Source organism: Sphingobacterium sp. UBA2480, assembly GCF_002341965.1.
Taxonomy (GTDB): Bacteria; Bacteroidota; Bacteroidia; order Sphingobacteriales; family Sphingobacteriaceae; genus Sphingobacterium; species Sphingobacterium multivorum.
On record NZ_DDPA01000009.1, the window covers coordinates 578,142 to 593,497 of the forward strand.

Here is a 15,356-nt window from a genome sequence, read left to right on the forward strand (position 1 = left end):
GAAATATTTTAAACCTTTTTCATGCTACTATTGTGTTATAGAGAAAATGGGGGTAAAGTAAATAAATAGCTATGGGACTATCGAAATATCGTGAAAAGCGTTCTGAAGAGAAAACCCCGGAACCGTTTGGGGGACAGCCAAATGGGACTGAACTACGCTTTGTTGTGCAGAAACATGATGCCTCTCATTTACATTACGACTTTCGTCTTGAGATGGATGGTGTTCTGAAAAGTTGGGCGGTGCCAAAAGGACCTTCTATGGATCCTAGTATTAAGCGCCTCGCTATGATGGTAGAAGATCATCCCTATGATTACCGAGACTTTGAAGGGGTGATCCCCAAAGGTCAATACGGTGGCGGTACCGTGATCGTCTGGGATGAAGGGACGTATGAGCCAGCTGAAAGTGGCATTAAGGAAGTAGCTAAACAAGAAAAAGACCTGTTGCATCAGCTCTATTCCGGCAAGCTTAAATTTAAGCTCAATGGTCAAAAGTTAAAAGGAGAGTTCGCTCTTGTTAAAGCCCACGGACGTGGAGATAACGGGTGGCTGCTCATGAAACTAGACGATAAATATGCCAGTGAGAAAGATATTACAACAAAAGATAAATCAGTGATCTCAGGCAAGACAATTCCACAGATGGAAAAATCACCCGATCAGGTTTATGGTAAACATATTATCAAAAAAGACAGTACGGTAAAAGATAAGCGTTCAACAAAAAACAAAGCATCTGAGCTAATCAATGATCAGCTTGAAGCTGTTCCTACGGCGACTTCCAAAAAGAAAACGAATATTCAGGCACTTTTAAAAAATGCGCCAAAACAAAGATTCTATTCCCATATCGAGCCTATGCTCGCTACCTTGGTCGATAAACCCTTTGATGATGAGGGCTGGATCTATGAAGTCAAGTGGGATGGATATCGCGCAGTAGCTTTTATGAATAAAGGTGAGGTGGAACTAAAATCCCGTAATGACAAGAGCTTTAATGAAAAATTCTATCCCATCTATGATCAATTGAAGGAGCTGAAATTAGATGCCATCTTGGATGGGGAAGTTGTTGTTTTAGGTGGAAACGGCACGGCCAATTTTGGCTCGCTCCAAAATTGGCGGAGTGAAGCGGATGGCGATCTGGTTTATTACGTTTTCGATATCCTTTGGTATCAGGGACAGGACCTGAAAGACCTAACATTGCTCGAGCGTAAGGCAATTTTAAAAGAAATCATTCCCAAAGGCAACAGCATCCTGGTCAGTGAACATTTTGAAACTTCCGGAATACATTTTCTGGAGGAAGCTAAAAAGCTTGGTTTAGAAGGGATTATGGCGAAGCGTAAAGATAGCACCTATCATATCCATAATCGTTCAAAGGACTGGCTTAAAATTAAAGCAAACAAAAGACAGGAAGTTGTCATAGGCGGGTATACACTGAATGATGATTCAAGTAAGCAGTTTAGTAGCCTTCTTGTAGGCGTCTATGAAGGAAAAAAATTGATCTACACCGGAAAAGTCGGTACTGGCTTTAATGTTAAGCTTCAAAAAGAAATGATGAAGCTATTTAAACCGCTTGTTATTAATAAAGCACCTTTTTCTGAAGAGCCCGACGTCAATAAGCCCTCGCGTTTCAGGCCAAATCCGCCACATGCTACCGTGACATGGCTTAAACCTGAACTTGTCTGTGAGGTGAGCTTTGCGGAATTAACCAGCGACGGTATTATGCGGCATCCTTCGTTTGACGGAATGCGGGAAGATAAAAGTGCCAAAAAAGTAATTCTCGAGGAGGAAACTCCTACAGAAAAAATGGTAGACGATATGGAAGATAAAATTGTTACACCCAGAGTAAAAGGGCCGCGGAAAACACTATTAAATCCGACCGATAAAACCCAGGTCAGAAAGGTAAATGGCCATGAACTAAAGTTTACCAATTTAGATAAGGTGTTTTGGCCGAAAGAGGGAATAACCAAAAGAGACCTCATCAATTATTACTATCAGGCTGCTCCATTTATATTGCCCTATCTTAAGGATAGGCCACAGAGTATGAACCGTTTTCCGAACGGCATTGAAGGCGAAGGTTTTTATTTTAAGAACGTGACTGATACGGCACCGGAATGGGCAGATACCTATCTCTACCACAGTGAAACAGATGAAAAGGACCGTCATTATCTTGTGGGCAAGGACGAAGCCACATTGCTCTATATGGCAAATCTTGGCTGCATTGAAATGAACCCCTGGAGCAGTACGGTTAAAAAGCCTGAAAATCCATCGTTTTGTATAATTGACCTTGATCCGGACAAAAATTCGTTTGATCAGGTTGTTGAAGCTGCTCAGGTCACAAAGAGCATATTGGATGATATGGGGGCGACTAGCTATTGCAAAACCAGTGGCTCTACAGGGCTTCATATTTATATACCGCTCGGTGGCAAATATACCTACGAACAATCTAAAGAGTTTGCCCGGGTAATTGTCACGCTAGTCCATCATGAGCTTTCTAAATTCACCAGTCTAGAGCGGTCCATAAAAGACCGCAAAGGGAAAATGTATCTTGATTTTTTGCAGAACAGGCCACATGCGACCATTGCAGCCGCATATTCTGTCCGCCCCAAGCCAGGAGCGACAGTGTCTATGCCACTTCATTGGGACGAAGTGAAAAAAGGGTTAAAAATAAGCGATTTTCATATTTTAAATGCGATTGAAAGAATGCAGAGCGAAGGAGATATTTTTAAACCTGTATTGGGAAAAGGGATTAACCTAAAAAGTATAGTGGATAAATATTATAAATAAATTTCATTTTTAAAAATCAATAACTTTAAACGAGTATTTATGAACGTAAAACGCTTTTTCGGAACAATACTGACTATTCTTGGTATTGTCGGTTTAATTTATACAGGCTATGAACTCATCAATAAAAGCACTGCGTACACCAATTTAGGGGTAGTGGGCGTATTAGCTTTGATTTTCTTTTTTGCCGGTATCGGTCTGGTGAAAAATACCAAAGACGAGTCTTAGTATTAGCCACCAGTTAAAGACCAGCAGGGATTATAGTATATGGTGATCTCGATACATTTTTTGCATCGCTGACCGTTTTATAAGGTAACCACTATCTTTCCGACGGTACGGCCGGTTTCGATTTGTAGATGAGCTTTTGCCATCTCGTCGAAACCGAAAACATACGAAATGTGTGGTTTTAAAATACCATTTTCCAATAAGGATGCTATTTTCTGCATATCGCGACCATTTGAATAGACCGACATGAAATAACAGGCATGTAACTGTTTTTTTTGAGCCTGAAGCTCATCCGCTTTGCTGGCTTATGAATTTGGATTTACAGACGAAAGCCATATCAACAAGTTCTTCAAAAGACATAAGGGTATGATTTTAAAAGGGTTTCGTACCAGTGCGCTCTTGGGTAACAGGGAAGAGGCTTAAGTCAGATGCTCGGCTTTTTTATAAAAGATCAAACGAATACTCCATTTCGGTTGTTCCTAATACGAAAAATGAGACGATTGCTTTTGCTGGCCTGATTTACACTTTGTCAAGCCAGCATTTTTTGAAACCGACTATCCCTTATTGGGATCATAACTATATATCAGGGCCGGACTATTCCGGCCTTTTTTAGTATATGGTAGCAAATCTTGAACCTGGGATATTTATTGTATATGTCGGGTTGCCTTTTGCAGATATTGCCTTTAGCTACTTCATCTTGCTGTACGACTAATGTTTTTTCTAGATCATCCCAATGCTGTTTCACAGCCTTGAAAACATGTTGAGAAATTTTCTAATACCATGATACTAAATTCCAGTAGCCCGTTGTTCTTTATTTTGGTTAGGATAATCCTCATTATGGCAACGTAAGTAAATCCATTTTAGAAGCAACTTTGCATTCATATTAATATTAGTTAAAAATGGAAAATAGGCAAAAGGAAAAAGTTTGGTTCATTACAGGATCTTCAAGAGGATTTGGAAAAATATGGACAGAAGCCGCTTTGAAACGTGGCGACAAGGTGGCAGCTACAGCACGTAATATAAATAGTATTGCCGCGTTAAAAGAAACGTATGGCGATCAGGTTTTGGTTCTTGAAGTGGATGTAACCAATCGCTCCCAAGTGCAAAATGCGATCCACCAAGCCAAGCAGTATTTTGGCAGATTGGATATTGTGCTCAATAATGCAGGGTATTCTTTAGTGGGGACCATTGAAGAGAGTAGCACTGATGAGGTAAAAGCCATGTATGAAACAAATATTATCGGACCTATCCATGTGATTCAGGCAGCATTACCCATACTGCGAGCCCAAGGGCATGGCCATATTTTAGGTACATCCAGCGCTGTCGGCATTTATAGTAATCCCCTAATCGGCTACTATTGTTCTTCGAAATTTGCGTTTGAAGCTATTTACGATAGTTTGTCTAAAGAAGTTGCGGCATTTGGCATCAAAGTAACGCTGATTGAACCTGGGGCTTACAATACCGAATTTGGCAGCACCGAATCACTGAAAATAGCCAGCAAAAAGCTACCGGATTATGACGATTTGAAAAGTCAGGTGATGAAAAATTTACAAACGATGAAGCGGGGAAATCCTAGTGCCACTGCCGATGCGCTATTTGCTGTTGTAGATGCTGAAAACCCACCGTTGCGATTCCTTTTGGGTAAAAATGATCTGCCATATATCCGTCAAATTTATTCAGAGCGTCTCCAGGAATGGGAAACCTGGAAAGCGATTTCTCAAGCAGCCCAAGGCTAGTGATCTATGTCGTCGTTAACAATCTTGCGATCTATTCGCTTTTCTTTTTTGTGAGGAAAAGCGAATATTGTTTAACTTGTAACCTAGAATTTTTATAATATGGTTTCCAAAAAATCGAATCATTCCGTAAAAAGATTTAATACGCTGGCCGATGTCATGCAGGCATCAGGTTTTCCGCCGCCGCAGCATCCCTTAATTGTTTTGTTGAATGGGGTAGACAAGCCACTTGAAGGTCATGCTCCTCCTAAATCACATGTGTTGAACTATTATAAAATAGCTTTTAAACCAGATGCCGGAGGGGAACTAATCTATGGCCATACCAAATTTGATTTTAAAGAGGGCGGTCTGTTTTTTGTTGCTCCTCAGCAGATTCTCTCTGCTATAGAAACGGATAAGCAGAAGGAAACTAGAGAACAAAGCATACTTCGCCCACAGATCACGCTGCTCATAGATCCTGATTTTTTATTGCACTATCCGTTAGCCCAAAAGATCCATCAGTATCACTTTTTCTCCTACGCTACCAATGAAGCGTTGCACCTTTCGAACAAAGAAAAAGAAACCATTCTATCACTTTTCAGAAATATAGAAGAAGAACTTGAGAACCGTATAGACGAGATGAGCCACAATGTGATCATCGCCCAGATTGAACTGTTGCTTAATTATGCCCAACGATTTTATAACAGGCAGTTTCTGACCCGAAAACAAAACTATCCAAGTATTGCCGAGCGTATTGATCAATTGCTAGAGGATTATTTCAATAGCGATAAGGTCCTGAGTGGAGGAGTTCCTACTGTGAATTATCTTGCTGAGCAGCTGCATATGTCAGCGAGTTATTTAAGCGATCTGTTGCGAAACCTTACCGGTCAAAACACCCAGCAAATCATTCATGATAAAATGATTTATCGGGCAAAGAATAAGTTATCTACCACAACTCTCCGTGTTTCTGAAATTGCATTTGAATTAGGTTTTGAACAACCGCAATCTTTTAGCAGATTGTTTAAATTAAAAACCAAACAAAGTCCACAACAATATAGAGCCCAATTCAATTAATTTTTACGGATACTTAAACTCTCCGCACTATTTTTTCCGCGGCGGATTTGTATCAGCGTTTTTGAGAAAACACTTCATTTAGTCAATTTTACAATGGAAGTTTTAACACTTGTAATCAGCAGTAAATGGTACTTACAATCTAATGGAAGATAAATATAATCTGTTAAAAGAACATATAGAGAAAGTCGTTGTACTTACTGAAGATGAATTTGACTTGGTAAAAGCATGTTTTATTCAACGGCAGTATAGAAAGTCGGAATGTATTTTTAGGGAGGGCGATACCGTAAACTATATTTACTTTGTATTGTCTGGTCTTCTTAAATTTTATTATACAGACCATGACGCTAAGCAACATATTGTTTCATTTGCAATGGAAGACTGGTGGGAAACCGATGTTTCAGCCTTTTACACGGGCGGAAATGCTTCATTTACTTTGGAATGTCTTGAGAGAACAGAATTACTTTGTCTGTCGCTGGAAAATTTTGAAAGGTTGTGCAATAGGCTTCAAAAGATGGAACGCTTTTTCCTTCGTAAATCAATTGCCGGGCATATCGGTTCCCAGCAACGGATCTTATCATTTTTAACCTCGGGAGCAAAGGAAAGATATGAGCAGCTGATCAAAAGAAATCCCGCTTTGCTGCAACGGATTCCAAAATTGTTGCTTGCTTCTTACCTAGGCGTATCCAGGGAGACATTAAGCCGTCTATTTTCTTGATTTTATTTAATTGTGAGGTTTGTCACACAGGTGAATGTAAAAATATTTTGAGCTTTGCTCCATAATAATTTTACAGAAATGGAAAAGAAAATAATCAATCCTTGGAACTGGCAGGAAGCCAGAAATTATGTGCAGGCTGTTGAAATTAAACATGCCCATTCAACCTTATATGTGTCGGGACAATGTGCTATTAGTGATGATGGCGTATCGAGCACTGCTGATATGAGAACCCAGATTTTTCATACTATTGAAAATCTTGAAAAAGTTATTCAATCAAGTGGATATGAAGCTCGACATCTCGTTCGCCTCAATATCTACACGACCGATTCTACAGCGCTATTTGAAAACTTTGATGTAATTCAGGATTGGCTTACTAAAAATAAAGTGAAGCAAACAAGTACAGTTTTGGAAGTCAAGACATTGTTTGAAACTTTGAAGGTAGAACTGGAAGCAACACTGGTTAAATAACGTCAGGATTAAAAAAATGGCGATAGCTCACTATTTGCCATTTTTTTATTGTTGAATAACGTCCATAAACCGCATTTGGTTGGAAACTCATAAAGGACAATTCTAATAGCTATAAAACGAAATAATCAGCAAAACTTTTCCCCTAAAATCGCAAACGCTTTGCAGCGAGGATTGTTCTTTCTTTGCAGGCATAGGCTTTTGATGCTTCGGAAAATCGTATAAATTTTAGCTCATTACTCCATGGATCAGCTTAGCTTATTTAAACATGAAGGATATATTTTTCCGGAAGATCTCCTGAACTTTGAACCGGACTTTCTTATGCAGGAGGAAGCTGATCAGTTGTTTGATTTCCTGCTGAAAGAAGTACCCTGGCAGCAGACATCCAAAATAATGTACGACCGAACGATATTGACTCCTCGCTTGACCGCCTGGTATGGCGACGAAAATGCGACTTATCAAATGGCCGGAAAAACGATAGCCGTGAACGAATGGCTTATCTCATTAAAGGCGTTGAAGGAGCGGATTGAACAGCGGTTTCATTGTACATTCAATTCCGTCTTGCTCAATCTATATCGCGACAATAACGATTCAGTCGCCTGGCACCGCGATCGCGAGAGCGAATTGGGCAATAGACCCGTGATCGGGTCGGTGAGTCTGGGACAAGCACGCTATTTTGATTTCAGGAAAGTGGACGATCATAATAAGAAGTATTCGTTGCTACTGAATCATGGTTCTTTGCTGTTGATGAAAGGCAATCTGCAGGAGACATGGGAACATCGAATCGCAAAATCTACGCAAAAGATGAGCGCAAGGATCAACTTGACATTTCGCCTGATCAACGAACTAGAGAATGAATAAACAATTTTTGTATAAAGATCAAAAGAAAGAGAATCGTCCATTGTTATAACAATACTTTTCATAAATAAGGTTAATAACAGATAGTAACAACCTTAAGTTCTCGATTTAAGGTTGTTTATCTAACATATTTTAATTTGAATTAATTCTTTTTTTATTAAAAAACTATTCAAATAAAATTGTTGTTTTGTTATAAACTAAATTTCTATAGCATATTACAACTTTATGCACAATCAAAGATACCCCAAAAACGATAACAGCCATCCTCTTATCATGGATAATAATTATAAGCTGGTCGCTGATATGATTAAAAAAGATCTTTTTGGAGTGCTCCTTAAAGCTAAATTAATATGTAATACGGAAATTGCAGTGTTGACTTTATTTGATAACAGTCAAAATTTTGTACAGACTTATTTTCATGATGTCGATGGCAATATAAGTATCGATAAGGTATTTTTCGATTATGTGTTTGATGTCAACGGCACGCTAGAAATTCCAGACGTTAGCACTGAGCCTCAGTCGCAGCGCAATTCAGTTATTTTCCAAAATTTTGGTATACTATACTATTATGAGGCACCATTAATCGGTTACGACGGAAAAATAGTTGGTTTTTTAAGCGTTATGGATAGACGCCCCAACAAGCTTACGGATAGTCAACGGACTCTTCTTTCATTATTGTGTATAGAAGTTTTTAATTTACTTCAAGAGAAAAACCGGCATCTCCAGTTAACTAGTAAGTTGGAATATGTGAAGTCTACACTAGACATGACCAGTCAGGTTGCCAGAGTAGGGAGCTGGGAGTATGACTTAGTTGATGATTATATCGATTGGTCTGAAATGACCAAGATTATTCATGGGGTCCCAAAGGACTATCGTCCATCTATTGAAACAGCAATAGAGTTTTACAAGGATCCTCAACATAAAATGAAAATTGTTCAGGCTATAAATTGCGCAATATCTACGGGAGCATCATGGGATCTTGAATTGGAGATTGATACCTATCAGGGTACAAGGTTGTGGGTTAGAGCATTAGGCAAAGCAGCTTTTAAAAAGGGTAAATGTGTTCGACTATATGGCACTTTTCAGGATATCGATAAGCGTAAACGCTCTGAAGCGGAATCGATACGTTCTAAGAAAATGCTTGAAGATGTTTTGAATGCCACTACTGCCGTTGCTATCATAGCAACTGACGCAGAAGGGGTGATAACCCTTTTCAACCGGGGCGCAGAAAATTTATTGGGGTATAAAAGTGAAGAAGTGATCGGTAAAATTACGCCGACATTATTTCATAGCAGTAGAGAAGTTAGAGATCGCGCGAAGGAACTTGAAATTGAATTTGGCTATCCGATTAGTGAATTTAGAGTGTTCGTCGAAATAGCGGAGTGCTACGGATACGAGCAAAGAGAGTGGATTTATATAAAAAAGGATTTTACGCAACTTTATGTATCTCTTGCCGTTACTGCAATGCGTGATATTTCTGGTCAGATCATAGGTTATCTTGGCATTGCCACAGACATCACGAAGATTGTACTTCAAAGAGAAGAGTTAGAGAAAGCTAAAAAGCTTGCTGACCAAGGTAGCGTGGCGAAGTCAGAGTTTCTCGCCAATATGAGTCATGAAATTCGTACACCTCTTAATGGGATTATAGGGTTTACGGATTTGATGAGTCGAACAAAACTAGACGATACACAAAAAGAGTATCTTTCCATTGTTGATCAGTCTGCTAATCTTCTTTTGAGTATCATAAACGATATACTTGATTTCTCTAAAATTGAAGCTGGCAAATTGGAGCTTTCTATTGAAAAAAATGATCTGTATGAGATGTTTGCTCAGGTGGCAAGTTTGATTGATTTTCAGTGGAAAGCCAAAAAATTAGATTTTCGGGTAAATTTATCAGAATCACTACCACATTATGTTTGGGTTGACTCACTTCGTCTCAAACAGGTGCTCATGAATCTTTTAAGTAATGCAATAAAATTTACGGAAAAGGGAAGTGTTGCGCTACATGTTGATGTACTATCTTCGGACGAAAATTCCACGACGCTTCGCTTCTGTGTTACGGACAGCGGAATCGGTATTAAACCGGATAAACAGCAAAAGATATTTGAAGCATTTTCTCAAGAAGACGCGTCAATAAGTAAAAGATTTGGAGGAACAGGGCTAGGACTTAGCATTTCCAACCAATTGCTAAAAATGATGGACAGTAAATTACAATTGGAAAGTGAACACGGAAAAGGTAGCAAATTTTATTTTGAAATAACATTGAGATCTCTAAAAGGGGATGTATATGAATGGAAACTTTTAGAATCTTTACATATTATGATAGTCGCCCGGCGAGATGCCGAACGAGCAAATATTGCATTGATGTTGCAGATGAAGAAAGTTAATGTCTCGTTGGCCGATAACGGATTTGAAGTTCTTCAATTGTTGACTAAAGGAGAACGGTATGATGCGATTATTATCGACAATGATCTACCTATTATGAACGGTATCGATACTGTAAAAAAAATCAGGGAAAAGTTACTTTACAGAGGAGTTGGACAGCCCGTAGTTTTAATGTTATCAGTGCTTGAAACCAACCCAGCCCTTATTGCTGAAAGCAGCAATATTATTCATTGTATTAACAAACCAGTTAAAGTAGATCAACTGTATTCAACATTAGTTGCTGCGCTACAGCTGAATGAAGGATCTATCAAATATGCTGAAAAAGAAACGCTCTTTTTGGAAGGCAAATACAAGATTTTAATTATTGAAGATAATAAATTTAGTATGTTGCTCACCAGAACCATTGTACAGAATGTTCTTCCCAATGCTGAAATCATAGAGGCTGTCGATGGTTTCGCGGGATTTGAATTGTTTAAGGACAATAGGCCTGATTTGGTATTCATGGATATACAGATGCCTGAAATGAATGGATATGAGTTAACTGAATTGATTAGGAAAAATGAGGACGGTAGGATGCATACACCAATTATAGCATTGACTGCAAGCAATATTAAGGAAGAAAAAGAACGATGCATTTCGTGTGGAATGGACGATTTTGCAGTGAAGCCTTTTGTTAAGAAAACGGTGCTGGAGCTTTTGAGAAAATGGTTGATAAACGACGACAATGAGTAAAGAATAAATCTAATTCACAATTATCGAATGTCCTACTTAAATCCTAATCTCTACAGTTCGTCGTAGCATTGAATATATCTTATTTCATCGTTTAAAACAACATGTTCCTCTGTGTGGTTTTATAAACTAACGGGGTATCATACTGATCCATCACAAGATCTAATGCTTGTAGACCGACAAAAATTAATGATTCAAAACAAATTGATAAAAATGAAAAATATAAGAATATTACAGATAGCCAATGAATTTATAGCAAAGGGAGATTATGAAAGCTTCTTAGCTTATTGTACTGCAGACACGAAATGGGTCTTTGTAGGGGATCGTATCCTCCATGGAAAAGAAGAAGTCCGTGCTTATATGAAAGAGTTCTATCAGGAACCACCAGTTTTTAATGTGGAAAAATCGATTGAGGAAGGCGATTCTGTTATGGTGACCGGAGAAATTCGGTTGAGAAATAAGGCCGGAAAATATGAGCATTTCGATTATTGCGACATTTGGCGATTCGAAGATGGAAAAATGGCAGAGCTTAAAGCATTTGTAAATGAAAAACACGGATCGCCGCTATCGTCATCCGAATAGGCTTGGTATTTGATCTATTTCGTGTGTGGTTATACAATAATCCGTAATTTTGATTGAACGTGTGGGGCTTTTCACCGGATGTGCCATATTGAATTTAGCGGGGAAGGCTATTGCGCACAAACTCACTAAAGCAATGGAAAATGAATTAAAATATCAGGCAGTAAAACCTGACAGGCCGTTAGCGGATTTTGTTGACAGCTTTTGGCTTTTACAAAATCAATCGGATTGTGATAAAGAAGTTGTGGTACTGCCTGACGGAAGAGTTGATCTATTTTTTACGCAATCTGCAACAGAGCCTTTCCACATGACGCTTTTGGGCATCCAAACTAAGCCGGGGCGGGCGACCATTGCGCCTTTGCGACAGACTTACGCCATCAGTTTTAACCCGCTTGCAATCCAATCTGTTTTTCAGACCAGCATCGCCAACTTGGTGGACAGGGCAAGCCTCTCGCCTCCTAATTTTTGGAACTTTAGTGCCGACGACCTGAATGACTTTGATTTATTCTGTGCGAAAGCTACAAAAAAAATACAGTCACTTTTGCCACGTGAAGTTGACAACAGGAAACGAACACTGTTCGACCTTATTTATACATCAAACGGGGCGATTACAATTAAAGAACTTGCAGCACAATCGTTTTGGAGTCGGCAGCAGATCAACCGTTATTTCGATCAGCAGTTCGGACTTACGGCAAAAGCATATTGCAATATTATCCGCTTCCGTGCTTCCTTCCAGCACATCAAAGAAGGCAAATTGTTTCCACAACAAAACTTTGCCGATCAATCCCATTTTATTAAAGAAGTCAAGAAACTTGCTGGTGTTTCACCAAAAGAACTGTTGAAGAACCAAAATGAGCGTTTTATACAATTTTCAACGCTCAGATCCACCTAATTTTGTTCAGTCAAAAAAATTAAATTGTACTGGATATGAAATTACAAGACAAAAAAGTGGCAGTCGTTGGCGGTGGTCCTGGCGGACTCACACTAGCCAAACTCTTACAATTAAAAGGAGTAAATGTAACTGTATATGAGCGTGATAGTAATAAAGAAGTTCGCCAGCAGGGAGCCACACTGGACCTGCACGAAGAAAGTGGATTGGAAGCTCTTCGCAGGGCAAATTTGATGAATGAATTTAAAGCTAGCTTTCGACCCGAGGCTGGACGTTTAAGGGTGTTGGACAAGCAGGCCATCATCAAAATGGATGAGCACGAGCTTCCACATAAGGATCAGGAAGATCGTCCTGAAATTGATCGTGCCCCTTTGCGTGATATTTTAATAAACGCATTGCATGAGGGTACCATTGTCTGGGACAGTCAGTTTGTTTCAATGGAAGAACAGGATCATGGCTGGCTTCTGCATTTCAAAAACGGAAAATCTTTTTACGCTGACCTTGTCGTCGCAGCGGATGGTGCAAATTCAAAAATTCGCCCTTATTTAACCGATATTAAGCCAATTTATTCTGGCATCACGATTGTTGAGGGAAATGTCTACGAGGCTGAAGAAAACGCACCGAAACTTTGGGAAATCACAAAAGGCGGAAAAGTCTTTGCGCTTGGAAACGGACAATCCATTATCTTAAGTGCAAAAGGAGAGGGCAGTTTATCGTTTTATACCGGTTGTAAAGTCCCTGAAAATTGGGTGCAGGAAAGCGGCATTGACTTTAACAACAAGCAACAGGTATTTGATTGGTTTAAAGTCGCGTTCTCCTCCTGGAGCGAACAATGGCATGAACTTTTTGCAAGTAATGAAATTTGGTTTATGCCACGCCCGCAATATTATTTTCCATTGGACGAGACTTGGCCCACATTACCCAACTTGACCATGCTTGGCGATGCGGCACATCGTATACCGCCCTATGCCGGTGAGGGTGTAAACCAGGCAATGCAGGATGCTTTTGAGCTGGCCGAAAATTTGACCAGCGATCATTTTCCGGATATTCAGACGGCAATTTCACAGTATGAAAAACAAATGCAGGCAAGGGCGGCCGAAGTTACCAAAGATACGTTGGAAAACACCGAAATATTACACGCGGAAGGTGGACTTGACAATTTGCTGGCGATGTTTAACGAGCGGAGGTAAACCACGCTCGGCCATTTCGTGGGCAAAAACCACGATTAATCCAATACCTACTCTTTTCCGTTCTATTTTATACGATCGGTTCTGCTGTACTTTGCTTTGAACAAAATATAAATACTATGCCAAGTGCACCAAAGTGGTTATTTGATACCTTAGAATTCTTAACGCCCAAGCTGCCTTTGATCGAAGTTGTCGAAACAGTCTCTTTATCAAAATCTGTGAAGAGGATTTGTTTCAAAGGGGATTTAAAAAATGTACAATTTACGGTCGGTTCGTTCATAGACTTCAGAATTAATGATACAGAGGCTCGAAGATATACCGTTTCCCATGCAGATACTGAAAAGGGCTTGTTTGAATTCGTCGTTTATTTGAATGGTAAAGGTTGTGGAAGTCGTCTTATGGCGGATTTGAAAGTGGGCGATCAAATTGTGATGTATAAGCCAAGAGCGTTAAGTAGGTACTATGATAAAACAACGCAAAGATTTGTCATTTTTGGCGATGAAACTTCGTTAGCACTTGCTTGTTCTTTTCTTCCAGTGTTAAAGAAGAACAAGCATCAGTTTATGTTTATTTTTGAATTAGAGGAAGAGAACAAAGATGTTCCAAAATTATTGGGTTTGGAAAACTGCCTGATATTTTCCAAAAACTTTTTGTCCAACAAGCAGGAGTGGGTAGGCAAACTGCCGGTGATCGATACTCCAGATTGGCAAGAAGCTAAGTTCGTGTTGACAGGTAATGCAAAATCGGCTCAACTCTTCAGAAAAATTATTAGAGAAAACACCAATGGTACCGTTTATTTACACGGCTACTGGTTAGCCGGTAAAAAGGGATTATAAATAGCTTTGAATTATCATACACATCATTAGCCGCCTGGGCTGGTCCAGCTTGGTAACTAAAGGTGAACCGTGGGCGATGAAGATGAAGGATTGTCAGCATTAAACCGTAATTTTATCGTTCAAACACGTTGAACATGACATTTCTATACCAGTATTTTCGCTTGTATTGGGTGCTAGCGGCATTCCTATTTTCCTTCCATGTTTCTGCACAAAAGCAATCAGGAGTGGACAGCAATGCGTTGGCTATTCACTTTGTTGACGGACAACTTCCTGAAGGTAACTATACCGCAGCGGTGTTGGGAATTCCTCGACCTAATGCATCGCAGCTTGCAATTGTTGAGAAAATGAAACAAGCCTTGAAAGCCAATGAAGATTGGTTTTTCAAAACAATGAAGGAATTAAAACCCGGAGAGCCTATACCATATCACAAAAATCTAGGGATTAGCGAAGCGGAGTATGCTACTTTTATGGAGTTCTCCCAGGCTATCAAAATAGATAAAATAGGGGCTATGGAGCTCAAGATCGTTCGAAAGGACAATAGCATCCATTTCGAACCTAAAGACTTCGGCGATTACTTAAAATATGTGGTCATCAATTTAAAAGACCAGCGGGTCAGGGTTGATAGCCTGGGCTTGGAATACAAAGGGCAGATCATTATGGATGCTAAACGGACAACACTGGTTGCTGGACCTTGGGCAGGTTACTCCTGGCAACTCGAAGAATTTAAGAAAGACGGACAATTAATTTTAGATCCGAATAAAGTGGATCCTGCAGAGATGGGAGAACTGAATATAAAATCTATTGAGGTGATAGTTGGCAAACTCGATCATAATAATCAGTGTTTTCTATATGTCAAGAGCAATATTGTCGATAAAGGCCATGTGCTTGCAAAACAGGATATAGCCCTTTTATTAACGAAAGAATAGGCAGAAAT

13 protein-coding genes and 1 pseudogene are annotated in these 15,356 nt (G+C 39.5%); 13 read left to right on the top strand and 1 reads right to left on the bottom strand.

Annotation, left to right across the window (positions count from 1 at the left end; translation table 11 throughout):
- Window positions 1-71: 71 nt before the first annotated feature.
- Both ligD and B3600_RS23010 read left to right on the top strand, forming a co-directional pair.
- Entirely contained in the window at window positions 72-2,771 is a 2,700-nt protein-coding gene (ligD, locus tag B3600_RS23005; RefSeq protein ID WP_286754530.1) for a DNA ligase D, read from the top strand.
- A 39-nt stretch (window positions 2,772-2,810) separates the two neighbouring features.
- A complete protein-coding gene (locus B3600_RS23010; protein WP_046675983.1) occupies window positions 2,811-2,996 on the top strand; it encodes a hypothetical protein in 186 nt (61 codons plus the stop codon).
- Window positions 2,997-3,073: 77 nt separating this feature from the next.
- Here B3600_RS23010 and B3600_RS23015 read toward each other — a convergent pair.
- Window positions 3,074-3,256 (bottom strand): annotated as a pseudogene (locus tag B3600_RS23015) (zinc-binding dehydrogenase); the annotation flags it as partial.
- A 636-nt stretch (window positions 3,257-3,892) separates the two neighbouring features.
- Between B3600_RS23015 and B3600_RS23020 the strand changes: the two are divergent.
- The 11 genes from B3600_RS23020 to B3600_RS23070 all read left to right on the top strand — a co-directional run bounded on the left by B3600_RS23020 (window position 3,893) and on the right by B3600_RS23070 (window position 15,348).
- Window positions 3,893-4,729, top strand: coding sequence for an SDR family NAD(P)-dependent oxidoreductase (locus B3600_RS23020; protein WP_286754531.1), 837 nt, complete (start codon window positions 3,893-3,895; stop codon window positions 4,727-4,729).
- 99 nt (window positions 4,730-4,828) lie between these two features.
- Window positions 4,829-5,779, top strand: coding sequence for a helix-turn-helix domain-containing protein (locus B3600_RS23025; RefSeq protein WP_286754532.1), 951 nt, complete (start codon window positions 4,829-4,831; stop codon window positions 5,777-5,779).
- A 142-nt stretch (window positions 5,780-5,921) separates the two neighbouring features.
- Window positions 5,922-6,494 carry a Crp/Fnr family transcriptional regulator gene (locus tag B3600_RS23030; RefSeq protein WP_286754533.1) on the top strand — a complete coding sequence of 191 codons (573 nt, stop codon included), beginning with the start codon at window positions 5,922-5,924 and terminating at the stop codon, window positions 6,492-6,494.
- A gap of 78 nt (window positions 6,495-6,572) precedes the next feature.
- A complete protein-coding gene (locus B3600_RS23035) occupies window positions 6,573-6,962 on the top strand; it encodes a RidA family protein (RefSeq protein ID WP_286754534.1) in 390 nt (129 codons plus the stop codon).
- 240 nt (window positions 6,963-7,202) lie between these two features.
- Window positions 7,203-7,820: an alpha-ketoglutarate-dependent dioxygenase AlkB family protein gene (locus B3600_RS23040; protein WP_286754535.1), complete on the top strand. Its 618-nt coding sequence runs from the start codon at window positions 7,203-7,205 to the stop codon at window positions 7,818-7,820.
- 270 nt (window positions 7,821-8,090) lie between these two features.
- Window positions 8,091-10,934: a response regulator gene (locus tag B3600_RS23045; protein WP_286754536.1), complete on the top strand. Its 2,844-nt coding sequence runs from the start codon at window positions 8,091-8,093 to the stop codon at window positions 10,932-10,934.
- 210 nt (window positions 10,935-11,144) lie between these two features.
- On the top strand, window positions 11,145-11,513 hold the full coding sequence (locus B3600_RS23050; RefSeq protein WP_112374817.1) for a nuclear transport factor 2 family protein: 369 nt from the start codon (window positions 11,145-11,147) through the stop codon (window positions 11,511-11,513).
- A 49-nt stretch (window positions 11,514-11,562) separates the two neighbouring features.
- Window positions 11,563-12,402 (top strand): helix-turn-helix domain-containing protein, encoded by an 840-nt coding sequence (locus B3600_RS23055; RefSeq protein WP_239468885.1) that lies wholly within the window; start codon window positions 11,563-11,565, stop codon window positions 12,400-12,402.
- Between the two features lie 35 nt (window positions 12,403-12,437).
- The gene (locus B3600_RS23060; protein WP_286754537.1) at window positions 12,438-13,589 is read left to right on the top strand and encodes an FAD-dependent oxidoreductase; all 1,152 of its coding nucleotides are present in this window, start codon (window positions 12,438-12,440) and stop codon (window positions 13,587-13,589) included.
- A gap of 116 nt (window positions 13,590-13,705) precedes the next feature.
- Window positions 13,706-14,422, top strand: coding sequence for an FAD-binding oxidoreductase (locus tag B3600_RS23065; protein ID WP_286754538.1), 717 nt, complete (start codon window positions 13,706-13,708; stop codon window positions 14,420-14,422).
- 134 nt (window positions 14,423-14,556) lie between these two features.
- Complete coding sequence (locus tag B3600_RS23070) at window positions 14,557-15,348, top strand: hypothetical protein (RefSeq protein WP_070568446.1); 792 nt, start codon at window positions 14,557-14,559, stop codon at window positions 15,346-15,348.
- Window positions 15,349-15,356 lie beyond the last annotated feature (8 nt).

Bases quoted from the DNA above. Each gene is read 5' to 3' on its own strand.
- B3600_RS23040 (WP_286754535.1), top strand. From the start codon at position 7,203: ATGGATCAGCTTAGCTTATTTAAACATGAAGGATATATTTTTCCGGAA.
- B3600_RS23065 (WP_286754538.1), top strand. From the start codon at position 13,706: ATGCCAAGTGCACCAAAGTGGTTATTTGATACCTTAGAATTCTTAACG.
- B3600_RS23010 (WP_046675983.1), top strand. From the start codon at position 2,811: ATGAACGTAAAACGCTTTTTCGGAACAATACTGACTATTCTTGGTATT.
- B3600_RS23030 (WP_286754533.1), top strand. From the start codon at position 5,922: ATGGAAGATAAATATAATCTGTTAAAAGAACATATAGAGAAAGTCGTT.
- B3600_RS23035 (WP_286754534.1), top strand. From the start codon at position 6,573: ATGGAAAAGAAAATAATCAATCCTTGGAACTGGCAGGAAGCCAGAAAT.
- B3600_RS23060 (WP_286754537.1), top strand. From the start codon at position 12,438: ATGAAATTACAAGACAAAAAAGTGGCAGTCGTTGGCGGTGGTCCTGGC.
- B3600_RS23020 (WP_286754531.1), top strand. From the start codon at position 3,893: ATGGAAAATAGGCAAAAGGAAAAAGTTTGGTTCATTACAGGATCTTCA.
- B3600_RS23050 (WP_112374817.1), top strand. From the start codon at position 11,145: ATGAAAAATATAAGAATATTACAGATAGCCAATGAATTTATAGCAAAG.
- B3600_RS23025 (WP_286754532.1), top strand. From the start codon at position 4,829: ATGGTTTCCAAAAAATCGAATCATTCCGTAAAAAGATTTAATACGCTG.
- B3600_RS23045 (WP_286754536.1), top strand. From the start codon at position 8,091: ATGGATAATAATTATAAGCTGGTCGCTGATATGATTAAAAAAGATCTT.
- B3600_RS23070 (WP_070568446.1), top strand. From the start codon at position 14,557: ATGACATTTCTATACCAGTATTTTCGCTTGTATTGGGTGCTAGCGGCA.
- ligD (WP_286754530.1), top strand. From the start codon at position 72: ATGGGACTATCGAAATATCGTGAAAAGCGTTCTGAAGAGAAAACCCCG.